The following is a 13,366-nucleotide window of genomic DNA, read 5'->3' as shown; positions in this document are numbered from 1 at the left end:
TACGGAACCGGCGTTGAACAGCGGCGCTCAGGGACAATCCACCGCTTGGCCAACGCACTCGCTTTCCTCAAGAACGTCTTCGGCTACGCTGCCTTCCGCGGGCAGCAGGCCGAGGTCGTCGACCACGTCATCGCCGGCGGCGATGCGCTGGTCCTCATGCCCACCGGCGGCGGCAAATCGCTGTGCTACCAGGTCCCGGCACTGGCGCGCCAGCAGGCGGGGCACGGCACCGCCATCGTGGTGTCGCCCCTCATCGCGCTGATGCACGACCAGGTCGGCGCCCTGCTCGAGGCCGGCGTGCAGGCCGCGTTCCTGAACTCCTCGCTCTCGATGGAAGAGGCGAACGCGGTCGAGCGCAGGCTGGCGCGCGGCGAGCTGACCCTGCTCTACGCGGCGCCGGAGCGCGTCACCACGCCCCGCTTCCTGTCCCTGCTGGACAACCTGCACCGTGAGGGCCGGCTGTCGCTGTTCGCCATCGACGAAGCGCATTGCGTGAGCCAGTGGGGCCACGACTTCCGGCCGGAGTACCGGGCGCTCGCCCTCCTGCACACGCGCTACGCGGGCGTGCCGCGCATCGCGCTCACGGCCACGGCCGACGGGGTGACGCGGGAAGACATCGTCGCCCACCTGCAGCTCGAACGCGCCCGCCAGTTCGTCAGCAGCTTCGACCGCCCCAACATCCGCTACACCATCGCGGAGAAGAAGGATCCCACGCTGCAGCTGCTGCGCTTCATCGAAGGCGAGCACCAGGGCGAGTCGGGCATCGTCTACTGCCAGTCGCGCAAGCGCGTGGAGGAGATCGCGGCGATCCTCTGCCGCGAAGGGCTGGACGCCCTGCCCTATCACGCCGGCCTCGATGCCGAGGTGCGCCAGCGCCACCAGGACCGCTTCCTGCGCGAAGACGGCGTGGTGATGACGGCCACCATCGCCTTCGGCATGGGCATCGACAAGCCCGACGTGCGCTTCGTCGCCCACCTCGACCTGCCGAAGAACATCGAGGGCTACTACCAGGAGACCGGCCGCGCCGGTCGCGACGGCCTGCCCTCCGACGCCTGGATGGCCTACGGCCTGCAGGACGTGGTGAACCAGCGCCGCATGATCGACGAAAGCCCGGCAGCGGAGGAATTCAAGCAGGTCCAGCGCGGCAAGCTCGATGCCCTGTTGGCGCTGGCGGAGGCGACGGACTGCCGCCGCGTGCGCCTGCTGGCGTACTTCGGCGAGGCCTCCGGGCCCTGCGGCAACTGCGACAACTGCCTGCACCCGCCAGCGGTATGGGATGGCACCGAGGCCGCTCGCATGCTGCTGTCCACGATCTACCGGGTGAAGCAGGCCAGCGACCTGAACTTCGGCGCCGGCCACGTGATGGACATCCTGCGCGGCAAGGAAACGGAGAAGGTCCTGCAGTTCGCGCACCAGAGGCTCTCCACCTTCGGCATCGGAGCGCAGTTTTCGGAGCAGCAGCTGCGCGGCGTGCTGCGCCAGCTGATCGCCACCGGCGCACTGGCCGTGGACGCCTCGGCCTTCAACACGCTGCACCTCACGACCGGCTCGCGGGCGGTGCTGAAGGGCGAGCAGCAGGTGCTGCTGCGCGAGTCCGTGGGGCAGCCGGCCGGGCGCACGAAGACGCGCCAGCGCGGCGCGGGCAAGTCCACGCCGCCGGCCGCGGCGGCCGCCCTCACGGAAGGCGGGCAACAGCGCTTCGCCGCGCTGAAGGACTGGCGCAGCCGCGTCGCCCGCGAGCACAACCTGCCGGCGTACGTGATCTTCCACGACGCGACACTGGCGGCGATCGCGGCACTGGATCCGCGCTCGCTGGGCGACCTGGAGGGCGTCAGCGGAATCGGCGCGAAGAAGCTGCAGACGTACGGGCCGGGGGTGCTGGACGTGCTGCAGGCCCTGGGTTAGTCGTCATCCTCGCGCACGCGCGCCGGCGCGCAAGCGCGGATGACGCGCGGCTCAGTGCACGAACCCGATGTTCCGCGCTTCCCGCACTTCCGGCTTGATCCGGTGCTCCGCCTCCAGCTGCTCGAGGAACTCCTCCGCCGTCAGCTGCGCGGCCAGGATCTCCACCTGCCGCTTCACCGCCGCGAAGTCGCCGGGGCACAGCTGCTCCAGCTTCGCCAGCCGCGCCACGGCGTCGGGCGTGAGCTGGGCCGCGTCGCTGCCCAGCGCCTCGGTCACGAACATCCTCTCGCGCTGGGGCGCCGTGAGCGGCTTGAAGCGGATCTTGAAGGCGAAGCGCCGCAGCGCCGCCTGGTCGATCCGCTCCATCAGGTTGGTGGTGCAGACGAAGATGCCGGGGAAGCGCTCCATGCCCTGCAGCATCTCGTTGACCTCGGTGACCTCGTAGGTGCGCTGCGCGCCACGGCGGTCCTGCAGGAAGCTGTCGGCCTCGTCCAGCAGCAGGATCGCCTTTTCGCTCTCCGCCTCGCGGAACATGCCCGCCATGTTCTGCTCGGTCTCGCCGACGAACTTGCTCATGAGGTCGCTGGCCTGCTTGATCAGCAGCGGCTTGTCGAGGCTGCGCGCGATGTGTTCCGCCAGCGCCGTCTTGCCGGTGCCGGGCGCGCCGTAGAAGCACAGCGTGCCGTGGCCGCGCGCGCGCAGCGCCTCGACGATGCGCGGCACGCCGAAGCGCGACTCCACGTTCAGCATCTCGAGGTCGTAGGTGGTGACGCTGCGGCGCATGCCGCCCTCGGCGCTGCGCGTGCCCAGGGCGCGGTCCGCATTGCGCAGTTGCCGCTCGATCAGTTCCTCCATGCCCACGGATTCGGCCGAGGCCAGCCCGGCAAAGCGCACCGCGGTGCGGATCTGCGCCGGCGTCAGCCCCTTGCGCTCGGTCAGCTTGGCGACGAAGGCCTCCGACACCTCGACGCCTTCCAGCGTCTTGCGCACCAGCCCTTCGCGGGCGCCGGGCGGCGGTGACTTCAGCTCCAGGTGGTAGGCGAAGCGGCGCCGGAAGGCCGGGTCGATCTGCTCGATGCGGTTGGTGACCCAGATGGTGGGCACCGGGTTGGACTCGAGGATCTGGTTGACCCAGGCCTTGCCGCTCACGCTGCCCGAAGGCGGCGCCACCACCTGTTCGGCCCGCGCCATCATCTGCGCGGCCTCGCTGGAGATCGGCGGGAACACGTCCTCCACCTCGTCGAACAGCAGCGCCGCCTGGGCGCTGCCCTTGAGGAACACCTGGGCGATCTGCAGCGAACGGTAGCGGTCGCGCCCGGACAGCGAGTTGCCGTCGCGGTCGGCGTACTCCACCTCGAACAGCTCCAGCCCGGCGGCCTGCGCCACGACCTTGGCCAGCTCGGTCTTGCCGGTACCGGGCGGCCCATAGAGCAGCACGTTGATGCCCGGCTCCTTGCATTCCACCGCGCGGCGCAGCAGGTTGCGCAGCACCGACGCGTCCTCCGCGACGAAGGAGAAGTCGTCCGGCGTCAGCGTGCTCTTGGCCGAGGGGCGCGTGAACACGGCCATCAGTTCGCTCTGGTCGCGGTACTCGCGCATCAGCACCGGCGGCAGCTTCTCGCTGACCTTCATCAGGTCCGCCAGGTCGGTGATGTTGTGCTCGGAGATCAGGTTCTCCACCAGGCCGATGCGCTCCAGTCGCGAGCCGGCGCGCAGCGCCTCGCCCACGTCGGCGGCGCTGACGCCGGCGACCTCCGCGATCGCTGCATACGCTTCGGGCGCGTTGTTCACCTTGAATTCGACCAGCAGGCTGCGCAGGTCGCGCTGGTAGCGCGCCAGCGTTCCGTACAGCAGCAGGGCCCGTTCGGCCTTGTTCAACTGCAGCAGGCTGGCCAGCGCGTCGATGTTCTTCTCCACCAGCGTGGAGTGCTTCTTCAGCGCGTTCGTCAGCCACTCGCCCGTGACCGTGAGCACCGACAGCAGGTCCTTGGGCTGGTCCTTGGCGTATTCGTCGAGGTAGAAGAACAGCGTGCCTTCCTCGTAGGGGCCGCGCCAGACGCCGTGCCGGTCCAGGAACTCGCGCGTGGAGAGCTGCTCGAGGCCGCGCCAGAACTCGTTGTCCTTGCAGCGGCGGGCCAGGAACTCGCGCAGGCGCTCCAGCGACGAGGGCGGCCACACCAGGTGGCGCCCGGCCAGCGACAGCAGGCCGTTGAGGTCGCGCCGGACGTTGAACTTGGCTCCCTGCTTGGCCGCGAGCGTCAGCACGAAGTGCGAACACATCAGGTCCAGCACCGGGGCCTCCTTGAGGCCGGGCGAGGGCAGCACTTGCAGATCCAGCGAACGCTTGGCCAAACGACCTCCGTCAGAAGGCAGGGGGAGAGCGCGCCAACGATAGCGCGACTTGATGCTACATGGAAGGAATAGCCCCGGCTCCGGACGCCCGGCGGCCGGGCGGCAGTCCACAATGCGCCCATGACCGGCCTCCCTGAGATCCGTGCCGCCGCCGCCCGCCTGCAGGGCCAGGTGCTCACCACGCCCTGCGTGGAATCGCGCACCCTGTCGCAGATGGCCGGCTGCCAGGTGTTCCTGAAGTTCGAGAACCTGCAGTTCACCGCCTCCTTCAAGGAAAGGGGGGCCTGCAACAAGCTGGTGCAACTCAGCAACGAAGAGCGCCAGCGCGGCGTGATCGCGATGAGCGCCGGCAACCACGCCCAGGGCGTGGCCTACCACGCACAGCGGCTGGGCTTGCGGGCGGTGATCGTCATGCCCCGCTTCACGCCCATGGTGAAGGTGGAACGCACGCGCCTGTTCGGCGCCGAGGTGGTGCTGCATGGCGACACCCTGGAGGAATCCCGCGTCCACGCCGTGGAACTGGCGCAGCGCGAGCAACTGACGCTGGTCCACCCCTACGACGACCCTGCCATCATCGCCGGCCAGGGCACCGTGGCCCTGGAGATGCTGGAGGCGGTGCCGCAGCTCGATACCCTGATCGTGGCGGTGGGCGGGGGCGGCCTGATCGGCGGCATGGCGGCCGCGGCCAAGGGCCTCAAGCCCGGCATCCGGGTGATCGGGGTGCAGACGCTGCGCTTTCCCCACATGTACAACGCGATCAAGCACGCGCACGTGCCGCCGGGCGGCCCCACCATCGCCGAGGGCATCGCGGTCGGCGCGCCCGGGCAGCTGACGCAGAAGCTGGTGCAGCGTTACGTCGACGACCTGGTGCTGGTGGACGAAGGCGACATCGAGCAGGCCATCGTGACGCTGCTGGATTTCGAGAAGACGCTGGTCGAAGGCGCCGGCGCCGCGCCGCTGGCCGCCCTGATGAAGGACGCCGCCGCCCATGCGGGCCGCAAGGTCGGACTGGTGCTGGGCGGGGGCAACCTCGATCCGATGCTGCTGGCGGCCATCGTGCAGCGCGGCATGGTGCGCGCCGGGCGGCTGGCGCGGCTGAAGGTCTGCGCGCGGGACGTCCCCGGGTCGCTGGCCCGGATCACCAAGGTCGTGAGCGAAGCCGGCGCCAACATCGACGAAGTGCACCACCAGCGCGCCTTCACGCTGCTGGCGGCGCAGAACGTGGAGATCGAACTGGTGGTCCAGACCCGCGGCCGCGAGCACGTGCAGTCCCTGCTGGGGGCGTTGCGGGCGGCCGGTTTCCAGGCCGAGGAGGAGTGATGGAGAGGGAGACCCTGCAGAGCGCCCTGCCCGAGTACTTCGCGCCCTGGGTGCAGGCGCTGGCGTTGCGGGTGGAGGCGTTCGATGCCGACAGCGTCACCCTGCGCCTGCCGCAGGACCCGCAACTGTCCCGGGTGGGCGGCATGCTGTGCGGCCAGGCCATGATGGCCGCGGCCGACACCGCCATGGTGCTGGCGCTGATCAACCAGTTCGGCGCCTTTCGCCCTTGCACCACGGTGCAGATGAACACCAGCTTCCTCAAGCCCCTGGCGGGCCAGGACGCCCTGGTGCAGGCGCGGGTGCTGCGGGCCGGCAAGACGCTGGCCTTCGGCGAGATCGACATCCGGGGGGCGGAGGACGGCCGGAGCGCCTGCAGGGCCACGACGACCTATGCCCTCCTGTAAGCGACGGTAGAATGGGCTGATCGAGCGCTGCCCCCGGCGGCGCGTAGTCTCAAGCGGAGGCCTGGCCGAGCTTGAGGAACCCAGAAAACGAGGAAGACAAATGAGCAGCCCGAACGAGCCCCGTCACCACGGCCACGATTTCGAGCCCCAGGACGCCGTCGAGTCCGTCGTCCCGGCCATGCCGATCGTCCTGCCGATGGTCGGCGCGGCACTGATGTTCCTGCTGGCTTTCATCGCCGTCTATCTGGCCTGAGTCCCAGCTCTTCCTCCCGAAGGCCCCGTGCAGCGATGCCGGGGCCTTTTTGTTCGCCGCGCCCGACGAGCGGTCGCATAAACCTATGCATCTTTTGCATGGAATCGCGACTGAACGACAGGAACCGGTGAGTTCCGCTTCCTAAAATAGGCACCCCTCTCGCCGACCCAGCGGTGGCCCGGCCCCCCGCTTGCCGCCGACGGAGTCAAAGCCTGTTTTGAAAGGGCGCGCACGTGGCTGCCGAGACACAGCCTTCGAGCTCCTTTTGAAAACACGCTTTAACTTAGGAGCCTCGAGGATGAACTCTCCCGTCATGCAGGGTCTGAATCTCCAGACCCCCGCGTATGTGAAGAACGCGCGCCTGATCGCCTGGGTGGCCGACATGGTCGCCCTGTGCAAGCCGGACCAGGTCTACTGGTGCGACGGCAGCCAGGAAGAATACGAACGCCTCTGCCAGCAGCTGGTCGACAAGGGCACGTTCAAGAAGCTCGATCCCGCCAAGCGTCCCGGCTCCTACCTGGCCTGGTCCGATCCGAGCGACGTCGCCCGCGTCGAAGACCGCACCTTCATCTGCTCGCAGCGCAAGGAAGACGCCGGCCCCACCAACAACTGGGTCGCCCCGGCCGAAATGCGCTCCACCCTGCAGCCCCTGTTCGACGGCTGCATGCGCGGGCGCACGATGTACGTGGTGCCCTTCTCCATGGGGCCGCTCGGCTCGCCCATCGCCCACATCGGCATCGAGCTGTCCGACAGCCCGTACGTGGCCGTCAACATGCGGATCATGACCCGCATGGGCAAGGCGGTCTACGAGGTCCTCGGCGTCAACGGCGAGTTCGTGCCCTGCCTGCATACCGTGGGCGCGCCGCTCGAGGCCGGCCAGCAGGACGTCGCCTGGCCCTGCAACAAGACCAAGTACATCGTGCACTACCCCGAGACGCGCGAAATCTGGTCCTACGGCTCCGGCTACGGCGGCAACGCGCTGCTGGGCAAGAAGTGCTTCGCGCTGCGCATCGCGTCGAACATGGCCCGCGACCAGGGCTGGCTGGCCGAGCACATGCTCATCCTGGGCGTGACCAACCCGGAAGGCAAGAAGTACCACGTGGCCGCCGCCTTCCCGTCGGCCTGCGGCAAGACCAACTTCGCCATGTTGATCCCGCCCCAGGGCCTGTCGGGCTGGAAGGTGACCACCATCGGCGACGACATCGCCTGGATCAAGCCGGGCGCCGACGGCCGCCTGTACGCGATCAACCCGGAAGCCGGCTACTTCGGCGTGGCCCCCGGAACCAACACGCTGACCAATCCGAACTGCATGGCCAGCCTGGACAAGGACGTGATCTTCACCAACGTCGCGCTGACCGACGACGGCGACGTGTGGTGGGAAGGCATGACCGAGCAGGCGCCCGCGCACCTGGTCGACTGGCAGGGCAAGAACTGGACGCCGCAGATCGCCAAGGAGACGGGCGCCAAGGCCTCGCACCCGAACGCGCGCTTCACCGTCGCCGCCACCAACAACCCGGCCCTGGACGCCGCCTGGGACGATCCGGCCGGCGTGCCGATCGACGCCTTCATCTTCGGCGGCCGCCGCTCCACCACCGTGCCGCTGGTGACCGAAGCCCAGAGCTGGGGCGAGGGCGTCTACATGGCCGCGACCATGGGCTCCGAGACCACCGCCGCCATCGTCGGCCAGGTCGGCGTGGTGCGCCGCGACCCGTTCGCGATGCTGCCCTTCACCGGCTACAACATGAGCGACTACTTCCAGCACTGGCTCGACCTGGGCAAGAAGCTGGAAGCCAAGGGCGCGAAGCTGCCGCGCATCTTCACCACCAACTGGTTCCGCAAGGGCGAGGACGGCAAGTTCGTCTGGCCCGGCTACGGCGAGAACATGCGCGTGCTGAAGTGGATGATCGACCGCATCGAGGGCAAGGCGCAGGGGGCGAAGAACGCCTTCGGCATCAGCCCGAAGTACGAGGAACTGAACTGGCAGGGCCTGGCCTTCACGCCGGAGCAGTTCGCCAAGGTGATCGGCATCGACCGCGACGCCTGGGTGAAGGAGCTGCAACTGCACGAGGAGCTGTTCCAGCAGCTGGCCTACCACCTGCCGGCTGAACTGAAGGCGACCAAGGCGCAGATCGAGCAGCGGCTGGCCGCCTGAGCGTTTCTCCCGCCATGAAGAAGGCCACCTCGCGGTGGCCTTTTTTCTGGCTCAGCCCAGGGTGGAGGGCCGGGTCAGCGGGGAGCTGCTCGGCCAGCGGGAGGGCTTGCTGCTGTGGCCGAAGCGGATCTCGACGCAGCGGTCCGCCGCGGCCCGGCGCGCCACGGCGCGGTCCACCTCCGAGCGCAGGTCGACCATCCGCCGGTGGTCGTCGTGCAGCAGCAACAGGGTCGTGAGCAGCGCTTCGGCCTCCTGCTGCCCCAGCGCCTTGCCTTGCTCGAGGGCTTGGTCGGCGCGCTCGCGGTTCTCGCGGCAGCGTTGCCGGAACACCATGAAGGCAGGTGCTTCGGGGTCCGTCTCCAGGTCGGATTCGATCGTGCCGCCCACCGCCACGATCCCCGCGGCCAGGCGCGCGATGTGGCGGAGGGTATCTTCGCCCCTGCGGCGGTGCCAGACGAAGGCCACGACGCCGCCGAGACAGGCGGCACCGGCTGCGATCCCGATCGTCAGAGAAAGCATGGCGAACCTTCGCCGCTCCAGGCGGCCAAGTTGTACACGGCCTGATGCTAGGAGGCGCCTCCGCCACCAACCTTACGGCCACCGGCCGTGATGACGGGCGGTACCTCCCGGAAGACCCGACGGTGACGGCCGGGCTGTAATCTGCATCGCAACATCGATACACTTTGCGACATGTTCCGCGTCACGTCCTGGAGTTGGTGGCCCGAGCTGCGCGACGACCGCGAGCTGGTTCGTCTCGACGTCGTGGGACTGGCTGCCGAGGTGGCGACCGTCACCCGTCACATCGAGGAAGCCCTTCCTCCGTCAGGCAACTATCGCGCGGCCGACCAGATCCGCGCGAAGTGCCATTCCTACCTGCACATGGCGCAGCTGGTGCTCTCGGGCGACACCTCCTTCGACAAGGTCGGCGGGGCCGACCTGCTGGAGGCGCTGGACGTGTTCCGCGACCTGCAGCGCAAGGTGGTGCGGCTGCGGGAAGAGGCCGAGCGCCTCGGCGACAGCCTGATGCCGGTCTAGCGGCGCGCTCGCTTCGCGAGGGAGGCGCCGAACCGCGGCGCCGGAAATGGAATCGCCCGGGGGACGCCTCAGGGGCGCCGCTCCGGGCGAGGACGGGGCTTTTGGGGGGCCCCGAGTGCGCGGCGAGAAGGCCGCGTAAGCTGCGCCTCAATCCCTCCAGGGCTTGAGGTGATACACCGTGTTCGCCGGCGCCGCGGCGGCGGCCTTGCGCTTCTGCCACCGTTGCTGGCGCTTCAGGGCGCGGCGGCGGGCGACCCGCTGCGACCAGGCGTCCAGCGCGCCGAGCACCGGCGCCGGCAGGCTGCGGATCACCTGGTGGGCCAGGAGGATCAACGAGTTGTGCAAGCTGGCGGTCATGTCTTGTTCTTTCCTACAGGTACCGGCTGCCGTCCCTCAGGGCGTCGCTGCTCATGGAGCGGGTCAGTTCGGCCACGCTGGGCAGCTTGTTCCATGCCCGCGTGATCATGTCGAAGAGGGCGGAGCCCAGGACGGCGGCCATTGCGGGATCCTCAGAAGTACGGGCGGGCGTCGTTGCGCAGGGCTTCCTGGCTCATCGCCCGGCTGAGGTCGGCCATGACGCGGGCATCGGTCAGCGCCAGGTTCCAGAGCTTGCGGTCTTCTTCGCGCTGCTTGCGCTCCACGCGCCAGGCGGCCATGCCGGCGCGGGCACGGGCGGCGAGGCGGGTGGCCGGCGAGCCCAGGAAGGCGAGGCCGTGGAGGACGGCGCGGGTGGCGCTGAATCCACCGATGAACTTGATCGCCTCTTCGACGCGGGCGACGCCGGCGTGCTGGCTGGGGTAGTGAACGCGGATGAAGCTGGCCATTTTGTGATCCCCTTGGTTCGGCGCTTGTGGCGGTATTGCCAAGTGCTTGAGTGAATCCTAGGGTTCTCCCTGATATTTGGCTACTTTTGATTAGTGATTTATATCATTCACGATTCATATGAAAGCCCCGAACTTCCGGACACTGGACCTGAACCTGCTGAGGGTCTTCGACCAGATCATGGCCGAGCGCAACCTGACGCGCGCGGCCCGAAACCTGGCCATGACCCAGCCGGCCGTGAGCAACGCCCTGAACCGGCTGCGCGAGGCGCTGGACGACCGGCTGGTGGTGCGCAGCGGCTACGGCGTGGAGCCGACCCCCCGCGCGCTGGCGCTGTGGCCGTCGGTCAGCGACGCGCTGCGCCGGCTGGAGCTGACCCTGGTGCCGGGCCAGTTCGTCGCGTCGCAGGCCAGCAACACCTTCACCCTCGCCATGGCCGACGCCACGGCGGCCGAGGTGATGCCGGGGCTGGTGGAGATCATGGAACGCGAGGCCCCCGGCATCACGGTGCGCACCCTGCCCCTGACGACCCGCGACCCGCGGCGGATGCTCGAGGAGGGCGTGATCGACCTGGCGGTCGGCTTTTTCCCGGCCGTGCTGGCGGACCTGACGGCGCAGGAGCAGTCCAGCGGCATGGGTGCCTATGAGTACGAGCGCATCTACGACGGCCAGTACGTCTGCGTGATGCGCAGCGGCCATCCGCTGGCGGCCGAGCCCCTGACGCTGGAGCGCTTCTGCGGGGCGCGCCACATGCTGGTGAGCTTCTCGGGCCGGCCTTTCGGCTTCATCGACGAAGCGCTCGCGGCGCTGGGCGAGAGCCGCCGCGTGGTGCTGACGGTCAACCAGTTCTTCACGGCGGGCCTGGTGGTCGAGACCTCGGACCTGCTGACGGTGCTGCCGCGGCATTTCATCCGCTCCACCGGCCGGGCCGACGCCCTGGCGCAGCGCGAACTGCCCTTCCACGTGCCACCCGTCCACGTGGACGCCCTGTGGCACCGGCGCCAGGGGCAGCGCAGCGACCACGCCTGGCTGCGGCTCGCGGTCGCAACTGCCGCTGGCAAGGCCTTCCAGTAAGGTTTACGCTGCGCCCTGGTCGGAGCGGCATGCAGGTTGCATGCGCGCGCCCCGGTGTCTCGCCGTGAAGGACTCGCGCATGAACCTGACTCCCGCCTCCACCCGCCGCCGCTTCCTGCGGGCGGTTTCCGCCGGCGCCGCCAGCGTCGCCCTGCCGGCCTTCGCCGCCTGGCCCGACAAGCCGATCCGCATCGTCGTGACCTTCCCGGCCGGCGGCGCGAGCGACATCGTGGCGCGCACCCTCGCGGAGCAGCTCGGCACCCGACTGGGGCAGGCGGTGGTGGTGGACAACCGCCCCGGAGCGGGCGGCAGCGTGGGCGGGCTGGCCGTCACGCAGTCGGCGCCGGACGGCTACACGCTGATGCTGTCCAACTCCACGCCGATCTCGATCGGCCCCTTCGCGCTGGAGAAACAGCCCTACGACCCGGTGGAAGGCTTCACCCACATCGCGCTGATCGGCACCGCGCCCTGCGTCGTGATGGCCAATCCGAAGGCGGGGCTGAAGACGATCCCCGAGCTGGAAGCCTCGGCGAAGAAGAGCGGCCGCCTGGACTTCGGCTCCGGCGGGCCGGCCTCCATCGGCCACATCTACGGCGAGCTGATGAAGAAGGAGCTCGGGGTCAACATGGTGCACGTGCCGTACCGCGGTGGTGCGCCGATGACGACCGACCTGATCGCCGGCGTGGTGCCGGTGGGCATCGACGTGATCACCGCCTTCGTGCCCTACTTCAAGAGCGGGCAGATCGTCCCGCTGGCCGTGACCTCGGCGAACCGCTCGCCGCTGGCGCCCGACGTGCCCAGCGTCGTCGAGAGCGGCCACCGCAAGCTGGTGCTGGACAACTTCTTCGGGCTCTCGGGGCCGGCGAAGATGCCGCCCGACGTGGTCGCGCGGCTGAACACCATCGTCAACGAGATCCTGGGCAACGCGGAGGTCCGCAGGAAGATGGTGGACCTGGGCATCACCGCCTCGCCGGTGAGCCAGGCTGCGTTCGCCGGCTTCGTCAAGGAACAGGTGAGTCAGCTCGCCCCGACAGTCAAGGGCGCGGGCGTGAAGCTGTAAACGTCCGACAGCCACAAGGCCGGCCGCCCGGCCTGCTTCGTACGCGCGACCCTGCACAATGGTGCGGGATGAAGATCCAGCTGATGTCCGACCTCCACCTGGAGGGGCACCCTTCGTACCGGCCCTCCCCGGCGCCGGCGGCCGAGCTGCTGGTCCTCGCGGGCGACATCGGCTCCTACCAGCGCGGCTCGAAACTGGAGGACGCCGACTTCGGCCTCGCGCGCTTCTCGCCGCGGCTCGGGGCATGGCCGGTGCCGGTGCTGTACGTGCCCGGCAACCACGAGTACGACAACCTCGATTTCGACGAGACCCACGCGCGCCTGCGCGAGACCTGCGAGCGGCTGGGCATCACCTGGCTGGAACGCGAGGTGCACGTGATCGGCGACGTGCGCTTCGTCGGCACCACGCTGTGGGCCGACTTCGACGCGCTGGCGCAGCGCCCCGGCCAGGGCGAACCCACGCTGCAGGACGCGCTGAAGCAGCGCCACAAGGCCTTCCGAGCCGCCAACTTCTACCTGCAGAAGGCGGCGGCGATGCGGCACGGCGAGAGGATGCTGGCCGAGGGCTGGCGCGAGCAGGCGCTGGTGTGCATTGCGTGGCTGCGGGAAGCGCTCGCGCGTCCCTTCGAGGGCACCACCGTGGTGGTCACGCATTCCGCGCCCAGCCTGCGCAGCCACGACCCGCGCTATGGCATCACGCCCGCTGCCGCGGGCTTCTGCAACTCGCTGGAGGACCTGCTGGCGCAGGCGCAGTTCTGGCTGCATGGCCACTTGCATTGCCAGCAGGACTACGTCGAACGAGGATGCCGCGTGGTGGCCAACACCCTGGGCTATGCGACCAAGGGCGAGCAGGAGGGCTTCCGCGAGCGCTTCGTGTTGGACCTCGCTGCCTGCGAGATCGAAGCTGCCGCCGCTTAAGCAGCCAGCGTAAGCACGTGCGATTGGGAACAACTTTCCCGCGGCCTTTACATGCCCGAAGCGTGCATGTCG

The 13,366-nt window shown here is 69.1% G+C and carries 14 protein-coding genes; 9 read left to right on the top strand and 5 right to left on the bottom strand.

The genetic code is table 11. From position 1 onward, the window contains the following. The first annotated feature begins 45 nt into the window (after positions 1–45). Complete coding sequence (gene recQ, locus JJ685_RS13870; RefSeq protein ID WP_330901765.1) at positions 46–1,905, top strand: DNA helicase RecQ; 1,860 nt, start codon at positions 46–48, stop codon at positions 1,903–1,905. Between the two features lie 51 nt (positions 1,906–1,956). On the opposite strand, the gene JJ685_RS13865 is transcribed toward recQ, so the two are convergent. Continuing rightward, positions 1,957–4,257, bottom strand: coding sequence for an ATP-binding protein (locus JJ685_RS13865; protein ID WP_201674860.1), 2,301 nt, complete (start codon positions 4,255–4,257; stop codon positions 1,957–1,959). A gap of 120 nt (positions 4,258–4,377) precedes the next feature. On the opposite strand from JJ685_RS13865, the gene JJ685_RS13860 reads away from it, so the two are divergent. The 4 genes from JJ685_RS13860 to JJ685_RS13845 all read left to right on the top strand — a co-directional run bounded on the left by JJ685_RS13860 (position 4,378) and on the right by JJ685_RS13845 (position 8,386). Then, complete coding sequence (locus JJ685_RS13860; RefSeq protein ID WP_201674859.1) at positions 4,378–5,577, top strand: threonine ammonia-lyase; 1,200 nt, start codon at positions 4,378–4,380, stop codon at positions 5,575–5,577. Beyond that, on the top strand, positions 5,577–5,981 hold the full coding sequence (locus JJ685_RS13855) for a PaaI family thioesterase (RefSeq protein WP_201674858.1): 405 nt from the start codon (positions 5,577–5,579) through the stop codon (positions 5,979–5,981). Before JJ685_RS13860 ends, JJ685_RS13855 begins: the two co-directional genes overlap by 1 nt. Before the next feature lie 100 nt (positions 5,982–6,081). Next, positions 6,082–6,234, top strand: a complete 153-nt coding sequence (locus JJ685_RS13850) for a hypothetical protein (RefSeq protein WP_201674857.1) — start codon at positions 6,082–6,084, stop codon at positions 6,232–6,234. A gap of 298 nt (positions 6,235–6,532) precedes the next feature. After that, positions 6,533–8,386 carry a phosphoenolpyruvate carboxykinase (GTP) gene (locus JJ685_RS13845; RefSeq protein WP_201674856.1) on the top strand — a complete coding sequence of 618 codons (1,854 nt, stop codon included), beginning with the start codon at positions 6,533–6,535 and terminating at the stop codon, positions 8,384–8,386. Between the two features lie 51 nt (positions 8,387–8,437). Here the strand turns inward: JJ685_RS13845 and JJ685_RS13840 are convergent, their stop codons facing one another. Next, positions 8,438–8,905 (bottom strand): hypothetical protein, encoded by a 468-nt coding sequence (locus JJ685_RS13840; protein WP_201674855.1) that lies wholly within the window; start codon positions 8,903–8,905, stop codon positions 8,438–8,440. Positions 8,906–9,076: 171 nt separating this feature from the next. On the opposite strand from JJ685_RS13840, the gene JJ685_RS13835 reads away from it, so the two are divergent. Continuing rightward, positions 9,077–9,421: a hypothetical protein gene (locus tag JJ685_RS13835; protein WP_201674854.1), complete on the top strand. Its 345-nt coding sequence runs from the start codon at positions 9,077–9,079 to the stop codon at positions 9,419–9,421. Between the two features lie 147 nt (positions 9,422–9,568). On the opposite strand, the gene JJ685_RS13830 is transcribed toward JJ685_RS13835, so the two are convergent. The 3 genes from JJ685_RS13830 to JJ685_RS13825 are packed head-to-tail and all read right to left on the bottom strand — an operon-like array spanning position 9,569 to position 10,245. Further along, positions 9,569–9,778: a hypothetical protein gene (locus tag JJ685_RS13830; protein WP_201674853.1), complete on the bottom strand. Its 210-nt coding sequence runs from the start codon at positions 9,776–9,778 to the stop codon at positions 9,569–9,571. A 13-nt stretch (positions 9,779–9,791) separates the two neighbouring features. Further along, positions 9,792–9,920: a hypothetical protein gene (locus tag JJ685_RS30095; protein WP_269117400.1), complete on the bottom strand. Its 129-nt coding sequence runs from the start codon at positions 9,918–9,920 to the stop codon at positions 9,792–9,794. A gap of 10 nt (positions 9,921–9,930) precedes the next feature. Continuing rightward, positions 9,931–10,245: a hypothetical protein gene (locus JJ685_RS13825; protein WP_201674852.1), complete on the bottom strand. Its 315-nt coding sequence runs from the start codon at positions 10,243–10,245 to the stop codon at positions 9,931–9,933. Positions 10,246–10,363: 118 nt separating this feature from the next. On the opposite strand from JJ685_RS13825, the gene JJ685_RS13820 reads away from it, so the two are divergent. The 3 genes from JJ685_RS13820 to JJ685_RS13810 all read left to right on the top strand — a co-directional run bounded on the left by JJ685_RS13820 (position 10,364) and on the right by JJ685_RS13810 (position 13,294). Continuing rightward, positions 10,364–11,317 (top strand): LysR family transcriptional regulator, encoded by a 954-nt coding sequence (locus JJ685_RS13820; protein ID WP_201674851.1) that lies wholly within the window; start codon positions 10,364–10,366, stop codon positions 11,315–11,317. A gap of 79 nt (positions 11,318–11,396) precedes the next feature. Next, positions 11,397–12,377, top strand: coding sequence for a Bug family tripartite tricarboxylate transporter substrate binding protein (locus JJ685_RS13815; RefSeq protein WP_201674850.1), 981 nt, complete (start codon positions 11,397–11,399; stop codon positions 12,375–12,377). Positions 12,378–12,445: 68 nt separating this feature from the next. Next, a complete protein-coding gene (locus tag JJ685_RS13810) occupies positions 12,446–13,294 on the top strand; it encodes a metallophosphoesterase (protein WP_201674849.1) in 849 nt (282 codons plus the stop codon). Positions 13,295–13,366 lie beyond the last annotated feature (72 nt).

Origin of the sequence: Ramlibacter monticola (assembly GCF_016722785.1) — a bacterium.
In the GTDB taxonomy this organism is placed as follows: Bacteria; Pseudomonadota; Gammaproteobacteria; order Burkholderiales; family Burkholderiaceae_C; genus Ramlibacter; species Ramlibacter monticola.
The sequence above is the reverse complement of the archived record's forward strand: the minus strand, read 5'-3'. Positions and strand labels throughout refer to the sequence as shown.

Coding starts and splice junctions, on each gene's coding strand:
- JJ685_RS13860 (WP_201674859.1), top strand. CDS start 4,378: ATGACCGGCCTCCCTGAGATCCGTGCCGCCGCCGCCCGCCTGCAGGGC.
- JJ685_RS13855 (WP_201674858.1), top strand. CDS start 5,577: ATGGAGAGGGAGACCCTGCAGAGCGCCCTGCCCGAGTACTTCGCGCCC.
- JJ685_RS13850 (WP_201674857.1), top strand. CDS start 6,082: ATGAGCAGCCCGAACGAGCCCCGTCACCACGGCCACGATTTCGAGCCC.
- JJ685_RS13845 (WP_201674856.1), top strand. CDS start 6,533: ATGAACTCTCCCGTCATGCAGGGTCTGAATCTCCAGACCCCCGCGTAT.
- JJ685_RS13840 (WP_201674855.1), bottom strand. CDS start 8,905: ATGCTTTCTCTGACGATCGGGATCGCAGCCGGTGCCGCCTGTCTCGGC.
- JJ685_RS13835 (WP_201674854.1), top strand. CDS start 9,077: ATGTTCCGCGTCACGTCCTGGAGTTGGTGGCCCGAGCTGCGCGACGAC.
- JJ685_RS13830 (WP_201674853.1), bottom strand. CDS start 9,778: ATGACCGCCAGCTTGCACAACTCGTTGATCCTCCTGGCCCACCAGGTG.
- JJ685_RS30095 (WP_269117400.1), bottom strand. CDS start 9,920: ATGGCCGCCGTCCTGGGCTCCGCCCTCTTCGACATGATCACGCGGGCA.
- JJ685_RS13825 (WP_201674852.1), bottom strand. CDS start 10,245: ATGGCCAGCTTCATCCGCGTTCACTACCCCAGCCAGCACGCCGGCGTC.
- JJ685_RS13820 (WP_201674851.1), top strand. CDS start 10,364: ATGAAAGCCCCGAACTTCCGGACACTGGACCTGAACCTGCTGAGGGTC.
- JJ685_RS13815 (WP_201674850.1), top strand. CDS start 11,397: ATGAACCTGACTCCCGCCTCCACCCGCCGCCGCTTCCTGCGGGCGGTT.
- JJ685_RS13810 (WP_201674849.1), top strand. CDS start 12,446: ATGAAGATCCAGCTGATGTCCGACCTCCACCTGGAGGGGCACCCTTCG.